The organism is Mangrovicoccus sp. HB161399, assembly GCF_013184745.1.
Lineage (GTDB): Bacteria > Pseudomonadota > Alphaproteobacteria > Rhodobacterales > Rhodobacteraceae > Mangrovicoccus.
The window spans coordinates 1-16,761 of record NZ_JAATVU010000003.1 but is presented as its reverse complement, the minus strand read 5'-3'; the positions used below and the strand labels follow the sequence as shown (position 1 = coordinate 16,761).

Here is a 16,761-nt window from a genome sequence, read left to right as displayed (position 1 = left end):
ACGGCCCGGATGGAAGGGTGGGCGCATGACGGCATTGATGAAAGACAGCGCCCGGACGCGGGCCTACGACCGGATCCGGGCGGGGATCCTCAACGGCGAATTCCCGGCGGGCTCCTTCATCGAGGAAGCGCAGGCCTGCGCGATGGCCGAAGTGTCCCGGACCCCGGTGCGCGAGGCGCTGAACCGGCTGGCGGCAGAAGGCTTCCTCGACATGCTGCCGCGGCGCGGCGCGATGGTGCGGCACGTGACGGCGCAGGAGCTGGTGGATCTCTACGAGGCGCGCAAGCTGATCGAGGGCCATGCCGCGACGGTGATCTGCGAGGCCGGACAGGGCGCGCCGGCCGAGATGCGGCGCCTGGCCGTGGCGATGGAGGCGATGCCGGTCTCGGATGCGCTGGGGCATGTCGAGCTGAACGGCGAATTCCATGCGGTGATGATGGCGCATTGCCGGAACCAGATCCTGGTCCGCATGTCCGAGACCATGTCGGCCAGCGTCACCCGGATCGGCTTTTCCGCCTTCTCGATCGACCAGGACCGCAAGGCGGTGATCGACCGCGAGCACCGCGCGCTGATCGATGCGATGGACGCGGGCGATGCCGCCCGCGCCCGGGACATCCTGAAGGTGCATCTGGAAGCCCCGGCGCATATCCTGGCGAAGCTTCCGCGCTGATCCCGGCTCAGATGTCGAGCGTATGGTCGCGCTCCCAGCGGGAGAAATGCGACACGAAGGAATTCCACTCCTGCATCTTCATCTTGATGTAGGAGGCGGAGAACGCCTCGCCCAGCATCGCCTTCAGCCCGGCATCGGCATCGAAGGCGCGCAGCGCGTCGAGCAGGTTCAGCGGCAGCTGCGGCGCGTCCTTCACCTTGTGGCCCTCGGCATACATGTCGATGTCGTGGCGCGGTCCCGGATCGGCCTTGGCGCGCAGGCCGGACAGGCCCGCGGCGATGATCGCCGCCTGCAGCAGGTAGGGGTTCGCCGCGCCGTCGGGCAGGCGCAGCTCGAACCGGCCCGGGCCGGGCACGCGGACCATGTGGGTGCGGTTGTTGCCGGTCCAGGTCACCGTGTTCGGCGCCCAGGTCGCGCCCGACATCGTCCGCGGCGCGTTGATCCGCTTGTAGCTGTTCACCGTCGGGTTGGTCAGCGCCGCCAGCCCTTCGGCATGGGACATGATTCCGCCGAGGAAATGGCCGCCCTCCGCCGACAGGCCGACCTCGCCGATCTGCCCGCCGGCGTCCCCGGCAAAGGCGTTGACCCTGCCGTCGAGATCCCAGACCGAGACATGGGCATGGCAGCCGTTGCCGGTCAGCCCCTCGATCGGCTTGGGCATGAAGGTGGCGCGCAGCCCGTGCTTCTCGGCGACGGACTTGACCATGAACTTGAAGAAGCTGTGGCGGTCCGCGGTGACCAGGGCATCGTCGAATTCCCAGTTCATCTCGAACTGGCCGTTGGCGTCCTCGTGGTCGTTCTGGTACGGGCCCCAGCCCAGCTCCAGCATGTAGTCGCAGATTTCCGAGATCACGTCATAGCGGCGCATCACCGCCTGCTGGTCGTAGCAGGGCTTCTCGGCCGTGTCGGCCGGGTCCGAGATCGCGGTGCCTTCGGGCGTCAGCAGGAAGAACTCCGCCTCGATGCCGGTCTTGACCCGCAGCCCCGCGGCGGCGGCCTCGGCGACGAGCTTGCGCAGCACGTTGCGCGGCGCCTGCTCGACCTCCTGGCCCTCCATCACGCAATTCGCGGCGACCCAAGCGACCTCGGGCTTCCAGGGCAGCTGGATCACCGTGGCGGCGTCGGGCACGGCCAGCATGTCCGGATGGGCGGGCGTCATGTCGAGCCAGGTGGCGAATCCGGCAAAGCCCGCCCCCTCCTCGGCCATGGCCGAGATTGCCTGGGCCGGGACCAACTTGGCGCGCTGCCCGCCGAAGAGATCCGTGTAGGAGATCATGAAGTACTTGACGCCCTTGTCCCGGGCGAAGGCGGCGAGGTCGGTCATCGTCGCGTCCCTTTTCTTTCCCTGTCACATGCGCAGGGCGGGTCCATGCCCGCCCCGTCGTTCACTCGCTTCAGAAGCCCGGCTTGCCCGGCCACCAGTCGGTGCCCGCCAGCGGCACCCGCGCCATGGCGGCGGCCTCCATGGTCAGGGCGCAGAGGTCCTCGGGCTCGAGGTTGTGGACATGGCTCTTGCCGCAGGCCCGCGCCAGCGTCTGGCATTCCAGCGTCATCACGTTGAGGTAGTTCCTCAGCCGCCGCCCGCCCTCGACCGGATCGAGCCGCGCGGCCAGCTCCGGGTCCTGGGTGGTGATGCCCGCAGGGTCGCGGCCCTCGTGCCAGTCGTCATAGGCGCCGGCGGTGGTGCCCAGCTTGCGGTATTCGTCTTCCCATTTCGGGTCGTTGTCGCCGAGCGCGATCAGCGCGGCGGTGCCGATCGACACCGCATCCGCGCCGAGCGCCAGCGCCTTGGCCACGTCCGCGCCGTTGCGGATGCCGCCCGAGACAACCAGCTGCACCTCGCGGTGCATGCCCAGATCCTGCAGCGCCTGCACGGCGGGGCGGATGCAGGCGAGCGTCGGCTGGCCGACATGCTCGATGAACACGTCCTGCGTTGCTGCCGTGCCGCCCTGCATGCCGTCGAGTACGACCACGTCCGCCCCGGCCTTCACCGCCAGCGCCGTGTCGTAATAGGGCCGCGCCCCGCCGACCTTGACGTAGATCGGCTTCTCCCAGCCGGTGATCTCGCGGATTTCCAGGATCTTGATCTCCAGGTCGTCCGGCCCGGTCCAGTCCGGGTGGCGGCAGGCGGAGCGCTGGTCGATCCCCTGCGGCAGGTCGCGCATCCCCGCGACGCGCTCGGTGATCTTCTGGCCCAGCAGCATGCCGCCGCCGCCGGGCTTCGCACCCTGCCCCACCACGATCTCGATCGCATCGGCGCGGCGCAGGTCGTCTGGGTTCATGCCGTAGCGGCTGGGCAGGTACTGGTAGACCAGCTTTTCGGAATGGCCGCGCTCCTCCTCGGTCATGCCGCCGTCGCCGGTGGTGGTCGAGGTGCCCGCCAGCGTCGCGCCGCGGCCGAGCGCCTCCTTGGCATTGCCGGAAAGCGCGCCGAAGGACATGCCGGCAATGGTGATCGGGATCTTCAGCTCGATCGGCTTCTTGGCGAAGCGCGTGCCCAGCGTCACCGAAGTCTCGCACTTCTCGCGGTAGCCTTCGAGCGGGTAGCGCGACATCGAGGCGCCGAGGAACAGCAGGTCGTCGAAATGCGGCACCCGGCGCTTCGCGCCGCCGCCGCGGATGTCGTAGATGCCGGTCTCCGCCGCGCGGCGGATTTCCGAGTTCACCTCGCGCGAGAAGGTCCAGCTCTGGCGCGGTTCGGTCGGGGGTGTCCTGTCCATCAGTATGCGTCCGAGTGGTCGATGTTGAAGTTGTAGAGCTTGCGGGCCGAGCCGTAGCGCTTGAATTCCTCCGGCTTGGCATCGGCGCCCGCGCGCTCCAGCAGTCCGGCCAGCAGTTCGAGATGCTTGGGCTTCATCTTCTTCTCGACGCAGTCCGCGCCGAGGGATTTCACCGTGCCGCGCACGAAGATCTGCGCCTCGTAGAGGCTGTCGCCGAGCGCGTCGCCCGCATCGCCCAGCACGACAAGATTGCCCTTCTGCGCCATGAAGGCGGACATGTGGCCGATATTGCCGTGGACCACGATGTCGATGCCCTTCATCGAGATGCCGCAGCGCGACGACGCGTTGCCCTTGATGTTCAACAGCCCGCCGCGCCCGGTGGCGCCGGCATACTGGCTGGCATCGCCCTCGATGGTGACGGTGCCCGACATCATGTTCTCGGCCACGCCCGGCCCGGCCGAGCCCTCGACGGTGACCGCCGCATCCTTGTTCATGCCCGCGCAGTAATAGCCGGTCGAGCCCTTCACGGTGACCGAGAGCGGCCCGTCGAGCCCGACCGCCACGGCATGCGAGCCGCGCGGATTGACGATTTCGTAGGCCGCGTTGGCCTGGGCCCTGGCGGCACCCTGCAGGGTCTCGTTGACCTCGCGCAGGCTGACCTGCGCCATGTCCAGAACGGTCATTCTCAGCGCTCCCAGAAATAGACGGTGGCAGGTTCGGGTTCCCAGACCCGGGCGGCCTCGATCCCCGGCAGGTCGGCGAAGGCGCGGTATTCGCTGGCGAAGGCAACGTAATCCGGCGTCTCGGCCATCACCGCGGGCTTGCAGGCGATCGGGTCGCGCACCACGCCGAAGCCGGTCTTCGTGCCGGTGACGAAGGTGAAGAACCCGTCCAGATCCTCCAGCGTGCCTTCCAGCGCTTCGCCCAGCGTCGCGCCCTCGGCGATCCGCGAGGAGATGTAGGCGGCACCGACCTCGGTATCGTTCTCGGTGCGGGTCATCACGCCCTTCTTCGCCAGCTTGCGGCGCATCTGGTTGTGGTTCGACAGGCTGCCATTGTGCACCAGGCACTGGTCGTCGGCGGTCGAGAACGGATGCGCGCCCAGCGTCGTCACCGCGGACTCGGTCGCCATGCGGGTATGGCCGATGCCGTGGCTGCCGCCCATCGCGCGGATGCCGAAGCGCTCCGCCACGTCCCTTGGAAGGCCGACCTCCTTGTAGATCTCCATCGCCTTCCCGGCCCCCATGATCCGCAGCCCGCGTGCCTCCAGCGCCGCCAGAGCGGCCGGGGCCGCCGCTTCGGGCAGGGTCAGCACCGCATGGGTGTCGGCGGCCTTCATCGCCACCTCCGCACCGGTTCCGGCGGCCAGCGCCTCAGCCAGGCCGGCGAAATCGGTTTCGGGCGTGTCGGACTGGACGGTGATCTTCACCCCCTCGCCTTCCTCGCCGTAGATCGCGATCCCCGCCGAATCCGGGCCGCGGTCGGTCATGGCGACCAGCATGTCGGTCAGCATGCCGCCCAGGCGGGGCCGCAGCGCGTCATTCTTCAGGAACAGGCCAACGATGCCGCACATGTCCTTCTCCATTCCAGGCCGGTCCTGCCGGCGTCGGAGCCTGACTAGTCCTCCGCTGTTTTCTTTGCAAGAAAGTTTATTTCCTATCCATCCATTTTTGCGCCGCCTCCGGCAGCTGCCCGGAAAACGGGCAGACCGCCTGCCGGATCAGGCCTTCTGCGGATAGGTGATGATCGACAGGTAGCGCGCGGGCAGCTCGACCAGGCCCTCGGGACCGTGCGGCGCATCCGAGTCGAAGAGCAGCGAGTCGCCCGGCTCCAGCCGGTAGAGCCGCTCGCCGTGGCGGTAGTCGAGCACGCCCTCGATCATGTAGAGATACTCGATCCCCTCGTGCTGGAAGGTCGGGAAAGTGTCGCTCCTGTCGGTCAGCGCGATCAGGTACGGCTCCACCACCACGCCGGAGCTGTTCGAGCCGATATGGCCCAGCAGGCTGTACTGGTGGCCCGCCCGCGTGCCGGCGCGCTCGGTCTCGACGCCCTCGCCCGCCTTGACATGCATGCAGCCGCGGTCCTCCTCGTAGCCCGAGAACAGCTGCACCAGCGGCACGCGCAGCGCATGGGCCAGCGTCTGGATGGTCGCCAGCGAGGGCGAGATCACGCCGTTCTCGATCTTCGACAGCATGCCCACAGACAGCCCGGCCGCTGCGGCCAGCTCGGCCCCGGTCAGGCGCTGGCGGCGGCGCAGCTCCCTCACTTCGCGGCCGATGGCGACTTCCAGGTTCTTCTCCCGGCCCTCGCGGACCGCGTGGGGGTTCTGCGACAGGGGCGTGCGCGTGGACTTCAATCCGGTTCTCCTCGGGGCGGCGGCCGCCCCGAGTTTCCCAGAAAGAAAATCATTTGACCACCGGATTGTCCGGCAGGGCCGCGCTCAGAGCGGCAGCGGATCGGTCATCCCGCTGTCCTCGAGATCCCAGCGCGCGCTCCAGCTGCCGCCGATGCGCTGCAGCAGCAGCCAGTTGCGCTCGGCGGCATAGCGGTGGCGCTGTCCGGGCAGCGGGCGGATGCGGATCGGGTGGCCCTGCAGCGGCGACTCGCCGAGGCAGGCCAGCGTGCCAAGGGTCCGCGCCCAGGCCACGGGCGGCGGGCGGTGTGCGATGCCGGAGGCCACCAGCTGGTTCAGCACCCGGCCGCCGCCCAGTTCCATCACCGCCCGCGTGGCCAGGTGGATCTCGCCGGAGACGGCGGTGATGTCATGGCCGTCGGCCTCCGCCATGTCGCGCACCAGCCGCAGCATCCGCCGCCATTCCCCGCGATGGGCGCGGCTCTGCCACTGGTCGCGCAGGTCGTCCTCGTATTTCTGCATGTGCGGCACGGCCATCATCGCGAATTCCAGCAGCGACAGGCGCGGCCCCAGGAGCGGCACGCTGGACAGCAGGAAGGTATGACCGTCGCCCTGCCGGGCGGCATGGGCCACCTGCTCTGCCATGGCCCAGCCTTCCGGTCCCATCACCTGCCGCCGCCCGCGCTGCGAACGCAGGTCGGGCGCATAGAGCCGGACGCCCGCAGCCTCGACCGACCAGCCCAGATGCGCGCCGGAGGGATCGGCAAAGCGCGGCGGCAGGTCGCCCTCGGCAGCGGCCGCCTGGAACAGCAGGAAGGCCTCGCGCGCCGCGGCGAAGAGCGCCCTGCCCACCGCCGAGGCGGTCGCGGCACGCGGCAGCGAGCCCCAGCCGTCGCAGATGTCATGGTCGTCCCACTGCATCAGCGACGGAACGCGCGCCGCCAGCCAGGCGACATCCGGCGCGGCATAGATCGCGGCATAGCGTTCGAGGAAGCGTTCGCGCAGATGCCCGCGGAGCGATTCCAGCTCGGACGCATCGGGGTGCCCGGGATAGTGTTCCGGCCAGTCGTTGCTGGCCGGATGGCCCTCGGTCACCTCGTCGGCATAGACCTGGTCGCCGCCATGCAGCAGCGCGGCGAAGGGCGCCTCGCCATGGGCCGCGCGCAGCCGCGCCCACATCGCGTTGCGCTCGGAGCCCTCGCGTTCCATGTCGCCGGTTTCCTCGCCGTTGCACGAGACATAGGCCAGCCGGAGACCGCCATCGCCGAAGCCCGCCACCTCGAAGACCTGTCCCTGCCAGCCGTAGCTGCCGCCGCCGAGGGGCAGCGCGAACCGCGCCCGCCAGATGTCGGCATGCCGGTAGCGGGCCAGCAGGACCGGCGCGGCCGCGGCGTCGCCTGCGCGGATGTCTCCGGGGACGGTCCCGGACGGCGCGATGAACAGGGCCGCCAGGTGCAGCGTCTCGCCCTCCGCGGCGTCGAGGAACAGGATCGGGCCGGAAACCCCGGTGCCGGACGTCATCGCGCGGCCGCCATCCGGCGCCATTGCGCCGCTTGCCCGCTCTTGCCTGCCATGTCTCCGCCTCCGCTCTGCGCCGCGCGGCTTCTGCCGCCTGCCAGACATCTAGGGGCGCCGCCCCGCCGGGAAAAGGCGCGCCGCGGCCGGAGGGGACCCGGCCTGCCGCCGCCCGGCCGTTTTCCGCCACGCCCGGACGGCAGAAATCACGGCGGGCCACCCGGCGGAAGGAAAACCGGCATCTGCCGCATGCGCGGCCCGGCGCGCGCCCGAGCCAAGCGTCCAGCCTGCGGATGGCGCCGCGCCGGCGGCGGCCCAGCCGGGCGCAGGGGTCGGCAACGAGCGGCCATGGAAATGCAGCGCGCCAGCGCGGCCTTCGCCGCGGCGAGCGCCGGTCCCTCGGGGCCGCCGAGATCATCATGCCGGGACAAGAGGCGGCGACCGGACATCAGCCCTCCCGAAGGCATGCTTCCGACCTCCGCCAGATGGCACGGCCCGCACCGCCCTGCCGCACCGGAAACCAGCTTCATGACGGTCCGTCCGGGAGCCCCGTGGAACGGAAAAGTCCTGCGCAGACCATGTGGAACACCCACGATCCGCTCGGCCTGCCCTCCCGCCCCAGCGGCCCCCGAAGGATGCCGCGGTCCATAAGCCAGGCCCCAATTGCAGGGCCGCGGCGGACATCAGCGGCTCCCGGAGACCGGCTGCAGCGCCATCCCGTTGGCCAGCATCGGCATGCAGATGCGACACGGGAGCCTAGCCGATCGCCCTGCCTCCCGCAGACCGGAGTGCTGCCCGCCGCGCGCTCAGCCGCGCAAGCCAGCGGTCTCGGACATCAGCCAATCGGCGAAGGGCCCTGCGGCCGGATGCCGGGCCGGGCCGTCCGGCAGGAGAACCCAATGCCCCGCCTCTTCCGTCGCCACCGTACCGGCAAGGCAGGGCCGCACCCGGCCCGCCGCGATCTGGCTGGCGATCAGGCAGGTCCGGGCCATGCCGATGCCCTGCCCCGCGGCCATGGCCTCCAGCACGACATTGTAGTCCTTGAGCTGCAGGAATTGCGCCCCGGAAGGGTCAAGCCCGTGCGCCTCCAGCCAGAGCCGCCAGTCCCGGCTGCCCCGGCTGTCGAGCAGCGGATGCGCCAGCACGTCGCGCGGGCTGCGGATCGGCGGGTCCGCCGCATAGTCCGGCGCTGCCGCCGGGCAGAGCCGCTCGGCGAAGAGCAGCCGAACCTCGGCGCCTCCGGGCCGGGCGCCGTAGCGGATCGCCAGATCCGCCCCGCCGCGTCCCAGCTCGGCAAGATCGAGGGTCGGGTCGAGCTGCACCTCGACCCCCGGCTGCGCGGCGCGGAAGCCTCCCAGGCGTCCGATCAGCCAGGCCGCTGCAAAGGAGGGCAGCAGGCTGACCCTGAGAGGCCGGGCGGGATCGGCGCCGCGGATCTGCGCCGCGGCACCCTCCAGCCCGGCGAAGGCCTGCTCAGTGGCCTCCAGCAGCAGCTGGCCCTCCGCGGTCAGAGACACCGATTTGGCATGGCGCAGGAACAGCGGCCTGCCCAGCATCTCCTCCAGCTTCCGGATATGGTGGCTGACCGCGCTCTGCGAGATCAGGAGCGCGTCCCCCGCCTTGCGGAAGCCGCCCAGCCGCGCCGTCTCGCGGAAGGCGCGCAGGGACTCGAGGGGCGGAAGCGTGGCCGAACGGCGCAAGGAATGTCTCCGGCAAAGAGGTGCCCGGGCAGCATGGCATTAGCGAGATAGATTGCAACTCCGGCGGTTTGAATTGGAGGCCTCCGGACGGCGCGGCTATCCTGGGCGCGCTGAGACAGGAGGGTCCCGATGCCGATTGCCGCGAAACCTGCCGGGCCGGGCGGCTGCCTGCCCGCCGCTCCGGAGCCCGTGCGGCCATGACCGGGCCGCTCGACATCGACCGGCTGCGCGCCGGGACGCCGGGCTGCGCGCGCGGCATCCATTTCAACCAGGCGGGCGCGGGCCTGCCGCCGCAGCGCGTGCTGGACGCGATGTCCGGCCGGATGGCGCTCGAGGCGGAACGCGGCCCGATGGAGGCCGCAGCCTCGGGCGAAGAGACGAAGGCGCGCGCCCGCGGACTGGCGGCGGGGCTGCTGGGCTGCACGCCTGAAGAGGTCGCCTTCGCACCCAGCGGCGCGGCGGCCTGGGGAATGGCCGTTGCCGCCCTGCCGCCGTTCCGCAGCGGCGACTGCATCCTCGTCTCGCGCCAGGAATGGGGCGGCAACCTCGCCACGCTGCAGCTGATGGCCGCGCGCAGCGGCGCCGTGATCGAGCAGATCCCGGTCCGGCCCTGCGGGATGGCGGATCTCTGTGCGCTGCAGGACCGGATCGACGGCCGGGTGCGGCTGATCTGCCTGACCTGGCTGCCCTGCAATGGCGGGCTGATCGACGATGCCGAAGGCATCGGCCGGATTGCCCGCGCGGCCGGCGTGCCCTATGCCGTCGATGCCGCCCAGGCGCTCGGCCAGCTGCCGGTGGACGTGGCGCGGATCGGCTGCGACATCCTTGCCGGCACCGCGCGCAAGCATCTGAGGGGCCCGCGGGGCACGGCGCTGCTCCATGTCCGGCAGGGCCTTCTGGCGGAGATGTCCCCGCCATGGGTGGACATCCAGTCCGCACCGCTTTCCGGCGGCGTGGCACAGCCGCGCCGCGATGCCAGGCTGCTCGAAAGCGGCGAGATGTCGGGCGTGCTGACGGCGGGGCTTGCCGCCGCGCTTGAACTGGCCGCGGAGCTCGGCCCCGACCGCATCCACGCACGGGTGGCCGCGATGGCGGCGCTGCTGCGGCAGCGGCTGCGCGCCATTCCCGGCGTGACCCTGCACGACCGCGACAGCGACCTTTCGGGGCTGGTGGCCTTCGAAGTCGGGGGACTCGCGCCCGCGCTGCTCCGCGAGCGGCTGGCCGCGCGCGGCATCGCCATCGGCGTCAACGGCACGGCCTATACGCCGCTCGACATGGCGGCCCGCGGAATCGGCCAGATCGCGCGCGCCAGCGTGTCCTATCTCACGACGGAACGGGAAATCGACGTGCTGTGCAGCGCGGTGGCGGCGGAGGTGCCGCGCAGCTGAGGTGCAGCGCGGCATCAGGCAGCCGGTTCCCCCTGCCAGGGACCTGTCCGGTGGACGGAACGGGTCCGCCAGCCGCGGACGGCGGCTGCTCCAGGCCTTCACGCCGAAGCAATGGCAGTCTCGGCAGGGGGCATCGGACCCGGACCGCCGTCCCGGCGGCTCAGGCCTCCAGCTCCAGCGCGATGGCGGTGGCTTCGCCGCCGCCGATGCAGAGGCAGGCCACGCCGCGCCGCAGGCCACGCGCCCGCAGCGCATGGATCAGCGTCACGATGATCCGTGCGCCGGTCGCGCCGATCGGATGGCCGAGCGCGCAGGCGCCGCCATTGGCGTTGAGCTTCTCCCGCGGAATGCCGATCTCCCGTGCCGCGGCCATCGCGACGACGGCGAACGCCTCGTTGATCTCGAACAGATCCACATCCTCCGCCCGCCAGCCGACCTGCTCCAGCAGCTTGCGGATCGCCGGGATCGGCGCGGTGGTGAACCATTCGGGCTCCTGCGAATGGGTGGCGTGGCCGAGGATGCGGGCCATGACGGGCAGGCCCCGCGCCTCTGCCGTGGCCGCGTCCGCCAGCACCAGCGCCGCCGCGCCGTCGGCATTGGCCGAGGAACTGGCGGCGGTGATCGTGCCATCCTCGCCGAAAGCCGCGCGCAGGGACGGAATCCGGCCGGGATCGATTTGCGGCGGACGCTCGTCCCGGGAGACGGTGACCAGTCCCTTGCGCGCGGCAACAGTGACCGGAACGCATTCCGCATCGAAGGCGCCCGAGGCGGCGGCGGCGCGGGCGCGCTCCAGCGTCTCCGCGGCGAAGGCGTCCTGCTCGGCGCGGCCGAAGCCGTAGCGCGCCGCCGTGGCCTCGCCGAAGGCGCCCATCGGGCGGCCGCGCTGATAGGCGTCCTCCAGCCCGTCCAGCATCATGTGGTCGAGCAGAGCCGCGCTGCCCGCCTTGCGCCCGCCGCGCATCTCGGGAACAAGGAAAGGCGCGCCGGACATCGACTCCATGCCGCCCGCCACGACGATCCCGGCGCTGCCCGCGCGGATCAGGTCATGGCCCAGCATCGCGGCCTTCATGCCCGAGCCGCAGACCTTGTTCACCGTCGTGGCGCCGGCCGCATCGGGCAGTCCCGCCGCCCGGGCAGCCTGGCGGGCCGGTGCCTGGCCGAGCCCGGCGGGCAGGACGCAGCCCATCAGGACTTCGGACACCTCCGCTCCGCCGAGCCCGGCATCGGCAAGCGCCGCCCGGATCGCCGCGGCGCCCAGCTCCGTGGCCGGGACGCCGGACAGCGCCCCCATGAATGCGCCCAACGGCGTGCGCCGCGCGGCAAGCACGGCGACGGGATCGTTGCGTCTGTCTGGCATCTTCGCTCTCCTGAAACCAAATTTAGATTATGATCGTCATCCCAGTTGTCAACATTAAGATTACGGTTACAATCCAAATGACATCGCCAGGAGGGACGGAAGATGCGGATGAGCCGGACGGATGCGGCGCGGAACCGGGAGCGCGTGGTCAGGACCGCCAGCGAACAGTTCCGCGAGCATGGCTATGACGGGGTCGGCATCGCCGCGCTGATGCAGGCGGCCGGGCTGACCAACGGCGCCTTCTACAAGCAGTTCGCCAGCAAGGAGGCGCTGATGGCCGAGGCCACCGAGCAGGCGCTGGCCGCCAATGCCGCGGCCTGGGACGAGGTTCTGGCAAGGGCCGGGGACGACCCGCTGCAGGCCGTGGCGCAATGGTACTTGTCCGATCCGCATGCCGGGCATCGCGGTCCGGGCTGCACCTATGCGGCGCTGGCGGCGGAGGCGCCGCGCCACGACGATCCGGTGCGCCGGGCCTTCGACGAGGGGCTTCGCCGGACGGTCGGCCAGATCGAGGCGGCGGCAGGGGATGGCGAGGAAGCGGCGCTGCGCTTCCTCGCCCGGCTGGTCGGCGCGCTGACCCTGGCCCGGGCGGTCTCGGATCCGGAGCTGGCCGCGCGCATCCTGTCGGCCAACGCCGCCGCGGACGCTCCGACCTGAGCCTGCCTAGCTTGCGGGAAGGCGCCGGCCGATGACCGCCGCCGACAGCAGCGTCAGCCCGCCAAGCCCCCAGAACAGCCAGCGGCAGGCGGCGTTGACGCCCGCGCGCAGCTCCTCCGGCGCAGCGCCGCCCGAAACGACCGCCATCGCCGTGTCCTGCGGCACGCTGCCGAGACACGCGATCAGCCCGGCATAGGCCGCGGTGACCAGCGCCAGCACGATGCCCTCAGAGGCGACCCGGACGGTCGAGAACAGCCCGGTGGCAGCCCCGGCCTTCTCGCGCGGGGCGATCTCCACGGCCAGCCCGTCCATCAGCCCCCAGGGACAGCCGGTTCCGAGCCCGATCAGCACCAGCATCGGCACCAGCCGCCAGAGCGGGCCGTCGAACGGCGCGAAGCCCAGCCCGAACAGCCCCGCCGCCGCCAGCACCAGCCCGGAGACCGCCAGCCGGGTCCGGTTCGCAGTGCCGAACCGGGCCAGCAGCACCGAGACAGCGAAGACCGGCGCCGACAGGGCCATCGACACCGACGCGGCCGCCACCTCGGAATGCCCCGCGCCGACCAGCTGGACCGGCACGATCACCAGGAGCGAGACGAAGCCCAGGCAGGTCGCAACCGGCAGCGCCTGGACGCCCAGAAATGCCGGATCGGCAAGCAGCGACAGATCGAAAAGCGGCGCGGGACAGCGGCGCTCCTGCCGCAGGAAGGCGGCTGCCAGCGCGGCGGTCGCGCAGGCCAGCAGCAGGCTTGCCCCGGACAGCACGCCCCAGGCCGGCACGGAAACCGCCCAGACCGTCACGCCGCACAGCGTTCCCGCGAAAAGCAGCGCCCCCGCCAGGTCGAAAGGCGCGGCCGCGGGGCTGCGGCTCTCGGGCACTGCGCCTGCCCCGATGGCCAGCGACGCCGCAGCCAGAAGCGACGGGACCGCGAAGACGCCGCGCCATCCGCCGACCTCCAGCGCCCAGCTGCCGATCACCGGGCCGAGCGCCAGCCCCAGCCCGAAGGTCGCCCCGATCAGCGAGAAGGCGCGGCGGCGCCGCTCTTCCCCGGGGAGCTGCGCCAGCACCGCCGTGCCCCCGGCCAGCGTCGCCGCAGCGGCCAACCCCTGCAGCCCGCGCAGCAAATCGATCGCCAGCAGCCCCGGCGCCAGCGCCAGCAGCAGGCCGCTGGCGGCAAAGCCGGCCAGCCCGGCACGGAACACCCGCCTGCGGCCAATCCGGTCGGCAAGCGCCCCGGCGATCAGCGGCAGCGCGCCGAACACCATCATGAAGGCATTGACCACCCAGACCAGCTGCGGCCCCGAGGCATCGAAGGCGCGTCCCAGCGCCGGGGTCGCGATCGCGCCGCCGGAAAAGGTCATCGGCAGGACCGCGGCGGCAAGGCATATGGAAAGGATCATCCGCGCGGGGCTGTCCCCGGCGGCACGAAGCGGGATCGTCTGGCTCATGTCGGCCTCCTGTCTGTCCCGAAGGAGATCGGCCATTTCCAAAACGTTTTGAATAATCCATTTTTTCCGAAGATTGCGGACATGAACTCCGGAGTTGGCATGCCGAGCCTGACCCTTCTCGAAAGCTTTGCCGCGACCGCCCGGCTGGGCTCCTTCGCGGCGGCCGCGCGACGGCTGGGCGTCTCACCCTCTGCCATCGGCAAGGCGATCCAGCGGCTCGAGGACGAGCTGGGCGTGACGCTGTTCCGCCGCACGACCCGGCGGCTGGAACTGACCGAGGAAGGGCGGCGGCTGCTGGCCGGCCTCGCCCCTGCACTGGAGGCGCTGGACGAAGTGCTGGCCGAGGCCCGGGACAGGACCGAACGGGTGGAGGGACCGATCGTGCTGACCGTGCCGCTGGTCGGCTATCATCTGGTCGATGCGCGGATCGCGGCCTTCCTCGACCGCCATCCCGGCGTGACGATGGACCTCCGCTTCGCCGATGCGATGTCGGACCTGATCGCCGACGGCGCGGATCTGGGCCTGCGCAACGGCCCGCTGCGCGACAGCAGCCTGAAGACGCGCCGCTTCGGCAGCTACCGCCACGGCCTTTTCGCCGCCCCCGGCTATCTCGCCCGCCGCGGCATGCCGGATCTGGAGACGCTCGACGCGCATGAGCGGATCGGCTTCCGCTTCGCCGCGACCGGACGGCTGCAGAGATGGCTGGCAAAGGACGGCAAGCCCCTCGCCCTCTCCCCGCCGCGCCTGTCCGTGACCTCGATCGAGGGTGCGCGCAGCGCGGCCGCCGCGGGGATGGGCGTGGCCTGGCTGCCGGATTTCATCCTCGCCGCGGACCTGGCCGAGGGACGGCTCGTGCCCGTGCTCGAAGACGAGGCGTTCGAGACCGGCGAGTTCCACCTCGTCTGGCCCGCCGCCCGCGCCATGCCGCGGCGGCTCCGCGCGCTGATCGACCACCTTGCCGCCCCGGCCCTGCCCTGACCGACCCGCGCCAGCGGGCGGACCGCCGCGATCGCAGCCCGGGTCCCCGCGGCATTCCTGTTGCAGGCCGCCCGGCGGCGGGGCGCACAGGGAACGCAGCCCGCCGGGTTCCGTTGCGGGGACTTGGGCAGACGCAGCGCCCCATGGCGGCAACCTGCCGGCCATGGGCCTTCCGGCGGCAAGCTCCGAAATCCTCCGCGGCAGCGGTCATCGGCCGGATGTCCGGCCCGAACCGCGAGAGCCGCCCAAGCCGCGCCGCCGACAGGACAGGTGCACTCCCGCCGGTGAATCGTGCTACGATCCGGCCGAGCGGGCGGTCCTTCCGGCAGAATGCCGCAACTGATGGAATTCCCTCACGAAAGTGCATGACCCCGCCGCCCGGGGGTGCGATGCGCGGGGCAGATCGAGTGATTCCGGTGTACCGGAACGGAGGAGACAGAACATGCTCAGGATCGGGGTGGTCGGCTACGGAACCGGCGGCAGGCATTTCCATGCCCCCTTCATCGAGGCGGCCGAGGGCTGCACTCTCGCGGGCATCGTCGCCCGCGCGCCCGCCACCATCGCGCGGGTCCGCGCCGATTTCCCGGACCTTCCTGTCTATTCCAGCCTGGCCGAGATGGCCGCCTCGGGCAAGGTGGATGCGGTCAGCATCACCACTCCGCCGGAGACCCGCCGCGAGCTGGTGCTGGAAGCCGTCGCCGCCGGACTGCATGTCGTGGCCGACAAGCCCTTTGCGCCGGACGCGGTCGGGGCTGCCGATCTCGGACAGGCGGCGCAGGAGGCCGGCGTGACGCTCGCCGCCTTCCACAACCGCCGCTTCGACAGCGACTACCTGACGCTGAAAGCCGTCGCCCGCAGCGGCGGCGTGGGCCAGCTCTGGCGGTTCCATTCGCGGATGGATTTCGACGAGCCCGAGACGCTGGAGCCCGGCCCGACCGGCGGGCTGCTGCGCGATCTCGGCAGCCATCTGTGCGACCAGGCGCTGGATCTGATGGGCCCGGTGGAGGCGGTCGACTGCCATTTCGACATCGCCGCCCTGCCCGAGGGACCGACCGATGCAGGCTTCGTGCTGCAGCTTCACCATGCCGGCGGCGCAATGACAGTGCTGGAGGCCTCCAAGCTCAACAAACTGCGACTGAAGGGCTACCGCCTCTACGGCGCGCTCGGCAGCTATGTCGCCGAAAGCACCGACGTCCAGGCGCAGGACATCTTCGCGGGCAAGCGCCCGGTGGCGGACCCGGCGGGCTGGGGCTTCGAGCCGGAATGCCACTGGGGCACGCTGCGCAACGCCGACGGCGAGCGCCGCGTCCCCTCGGTGCAGGGCTCCTATGTCCGCTATTACGAGGCCTTCGCCCGGGCCGCCGCGGCCGGCACGCCGCCGCCCGTGACCGCCGCAGAGGCGACAGCGGTGCTGGCAGTGCTGGACGCCGCACGGATCAGCGCGACGGAAGGGCGCCGCGTCACCCTCTGAGCGCGGACAGCCGAACGGCGGAATGCCCGGATGCCCGGATGCCCGGATGCCCGGATGCCCGGATGCCCGGATAGGCACCCAGCGGCTGCCATTGCCGTCAAGTGCACCGCCTGGCATCTGGCTTCGCGATCGCGGCGATCGCCCGCGGCCCGGCAGGCAGCAAGCGCGGCGAAGATCGGCCGGTCTTCGCCATCCGCCGTGGCCGCGCCGGACCGCACAGGCACTGGCCGTAGAAAAATCCGGCCGGCATCGCTCGGCCATCCGGGTTGCCCGCCACCGGGAAAACCGGATCACCGCGGCACCCGAAATGCCGGGCTGGGCGGAATGCACAGACGCGCCGGGGAATTTTCCGGAGCGCGCCCTGCCGATGCCATGCCAGAGGCTCCCGACCGCTGCGTGAACCAGGACGGAACTGAGCTTGCCCCCGGATGCCGGACTGGGAGTTAAATTACTTCCAGATAGAGGGACCCCACATGAGCAGACAGCCCCGCCGCCACTTCACTGCC

14 protein-coding genes are annotated in these 16,761 nt (G+C 71.1%); 5 read left to right on the top strand and 9 right to left on the bottom strand.

What is annotated here, in order from left to right; all coding sequences use genetic code 11:
- Positions 1-37 precede the first annotated feature (37 nt).
- The gene (locus HCC78_RS02395; protein WP_172327143.1) at positions 38-670 is read left to right on the top strand and encodes a GntR family transcriptional regulator; all 633 of its coding nucleotides are present in this window, start codon (positions 38-40) and stop codon (positions 668-670) included.
- Between the two features lie 7 nt (positions 671-677).
- Here HCC78_RS02395 and glnT read toward each other — a convergent pair whose 3' ends face one another.
- The 7 genes from glnT to HCC78_RS02360 all read right to left on the bottom strand — a co-directional run bounded on the left by glnT (position 678) and on the right by HCC78_RS02360 (position 8,958).
- Positions 678-1,994: a type III glutamate--ammonia ligase gene (glnT, locus tag HCC78_RS02390; protein ID WP_172327142.1), complete on the bottom strand. Its 1,317-nt coding sequence runs from the start codon at positions 1,992-1,994 to the stop codon at positions 678-680.
- A gap of 70 nt (positions 1,995-2,064) precedes the next feature.
- Positions 2,065-3,390, bottom strand: a complete 1,326-nt coding sequence (locus HCC78_RS02385; protein ID WP_172327141.1) for an FMN-binding glutamate synthase family protein — start codon at positions 3,388-3,390, stop codon at positions 2,065-2,067.
- The gene (locus HCC78_RS02380) at positions 3,390-4,073 is read right to left on the bottom strand and encodes a protein GlxC (protein ID WP_172327140.1); all 684 of its coding nucleotides are present in this window, start codon (positions 4,071-4,073) and stop codon (positions 3,390-3,392) included. The genes HCC78_RS02385 and HCC78_RS02380 overlap by 1 nt, the downstream gene beginning before the upstream one ends.
- Before the next feature lie 2 nt (positions 4,074-4,075).
- Complete coding sequence (locus HCC78_RS02375; protein ID WP_172327139.1) at positions 4,076-4,963, bottom strand: glutamine amidotransferase family protein; 888 nt, start codon at positions 4,961-4,963, stop codon at positions 4,076-4,078.
- Positions 4,964-5,110: 147 nt separating this feature from the next.
- A complete protein-coding gene (locus tag HCC78_RS02370) occupies positions 5,111-5,746 on the bottom strand; it encodes an XRE family transcriptional regulator (protein WP_172327138.1) in 636 nt (211 codons plus the stop codon).
- An 84-nt stretch (positions 5,747-5,830) separates the two neighbouring features.
- The gene (locus HCC78_RS02365; protein ID WP_172327137.1) at positions 5,831-7,264 is read right to left on the bottom strand and encodes an alkaline phosphatase D family protein; all 1,434 of its coding nucleotides are present in this window, start codon (positions 7,262-7,264) and stop codon (positions 5,831-5,833) included.
- Between the two features lie 800 nt (positions 7,265-8,064).
- Positions 8,065-8,958, bottom strand: a complete 894-nt coding sequence (locus HCC78_RS02360; RefSeq protein WP_172327136.1) for a LysR substrate-binding domain-containing protein — start codon at positions 8,956-8,958, stop codon at positions 8,065-8,067.
- A gap of 197 nt (positions 8,959-9,155) precedes the next feature.
- On the opposite strand from HCC78_RS02360, the gene HCC78_RS02355 reads away from it, so the two are divergent.
- Complete coding sequence (locus HCC78_RS02355) at positions 9,156-10,346, top strand: aminotransferase class V-fold PLP-dependent enzyme (RefSeq protein ID WP_172327135.1); 1,191 nt, start codon at positions 9,156-9,158, stop codon at positions 10,344-10,346.
- A gap of 160 nt (positions 10,347-10,506) precedes the next feature.
- Here the strand turns inward: HCC78_RS02355 and HCC78_RS02350 are convergent, their stop codons facing one another.
- Positions 10,507-11,703, bottom strand: coding sequence for an acetyl-CoA C-acyltransferase (locus HCC78_RS02350; RefSeq protein WP_172327134.1), 1,197 nt, complete (start codon positions 11,701-11,703; stop codon positions 10,507-10,509).
- Between the two features lie 108 nt (positions 11,704-11,811).
- Here HCC78_RS02350 and HCC78_RS02345 point away from each other — a divergent pair, with 108 nt between their 5' ends.
- Complete coding sequence (locus tag HCC78_RS02345) at positions 11,812-12,360, top strand: TetR/AcrR family transcriptional regulator (RefSeq protein WP_216671001.1); 549 nt, start codon at positions 11,812-11,814, stop codon at positions 12,358-12,360.
- Between the two features lie 6 nt (positions 12,361-12,366).
- Here the strand turns inward: HCC78_RS02345 and HCC78_RS02340 are convergent, their stop codons facing one another.
- A complete protein-coding gene (locus HCC78_RS02340) occupies positions 12,367-13,806 on the bottom strand; it encodes an MFS transporter (protein ID WP_172327132.1) in 1,440 nt (479 codons plus the stop codon).
- A gap of 99 nt (positions 13,807-13,905) precedes the next feature.
- On the opposite strand from HCC78_RS02340, the gene HCC78_RS02335 reads away from it, so the two are divergent.
- Positions 13,906-14,784 carry a LysR family transcriptional regulator gene (locus HCC78_RS02335; protein ID WP_172327131.1) on the top strand — a complete coding sequence of 293 codons (879 nt, stop codon included), beginning with the start codon at positions 13,906-13,908 and terminating at the stop codon, positions 14,782-14,784.
- Between the two features lie 442 nt (positions 14,785-15,226).
- Entirely contained in the window at positions 15,227-16,255 is a 1,029-nt protein-coding gene (locus tag HCC78_RS02330; RefSeq protein ID WP_172327130.1) for a Gfo/Idh/MocA family protein, read from the top strand.
- Positions 16,256-16,761 lie beyond the last annotated feature (506 nt).

Coding starts and splice junctions, on each gene's coding strand:
- HCC78_RS02395 (WP_172327143.1), top strand. CDS start 38: ATGAAAGACAGCGCCCGGACGCGGGCCTACGACCGGATCCGGGCGGGG.
- glnT (WP_172327142.1), bottom strand. CDS start 1,994: ATGACCGACCTCGCCGCCTTCGCCCGGGACAAGGGCGTCAAGTACTTC.
- HCC78_RS02385 (WP_172327141.1), bottom strand. CDS start 3,390: ATGGACAGGACACCCCCGACCGAACCGCGCCAGAGCTGGACCTTCTCG.
- HCC78_RS02380 (WP_172327140.1), bottom strand. CDS start 4,073: ATGACCGTTCTGGACATGGCGCAGGTCAGCCTGCGCGAGGTCAACGAG.
- HCC78_RS02375 (WP_172327139.1), bottom strand. CDS start 4,963: ATGTGCGGCATCGTTGGCCTGTTCCTGAAGAATGACGCGCTGCGGCCC.
- HCC78_RS02365 (WP_172327137.1), bottom strand. CDS start 7,264: ATGACGTCCGGCACCGGGGTTTCCGGCCCGATCCTGTTCCTCGACGCC.
- HCC78_RS02355 (WP_172327135.1), top strand. CDS start 9,156: ATGACCGGGCCGCTCGACATCGACCGGCTGCGCGCCGGGACGCCGGGC.
- HCC78_RS02350 (WP_172327134.1), bottom strand. CDS start 11,703: ATGCCAGACAGACGCAACGATCCCGTCGCCGTGCTTGCCGCGCGGCGC.
- HCC78_RS02345 (WP_216671001.1), top strand. CDS start 11,812: ATGAGCCGGACGGATGCGGCGCGGAACCGGGAGCGCGTGGTCAGGACC.
- HCC78_RS02340 (WP_172327132.1), bottom strand. CDS start 13,806: ATGAGCCAGACGATCCCGCTTCGTGCCGCCGGGGACAGCCCCGCGCGG.
- HCC78_RS02335 (WP_172327131.1), top strand. CDS start 13,906: ATGCCGAGCCTGACCCTTCTCGAAAGCTTTGCCGCGACCGCCCGGCTG.
- HCC78_RS02330 (WP_172327130.1), top strand. CDS start 15,227: ATGCTCAGGATCGGGGTGGTCGGCTACGGAACCGGCGGCAGGCATTTC.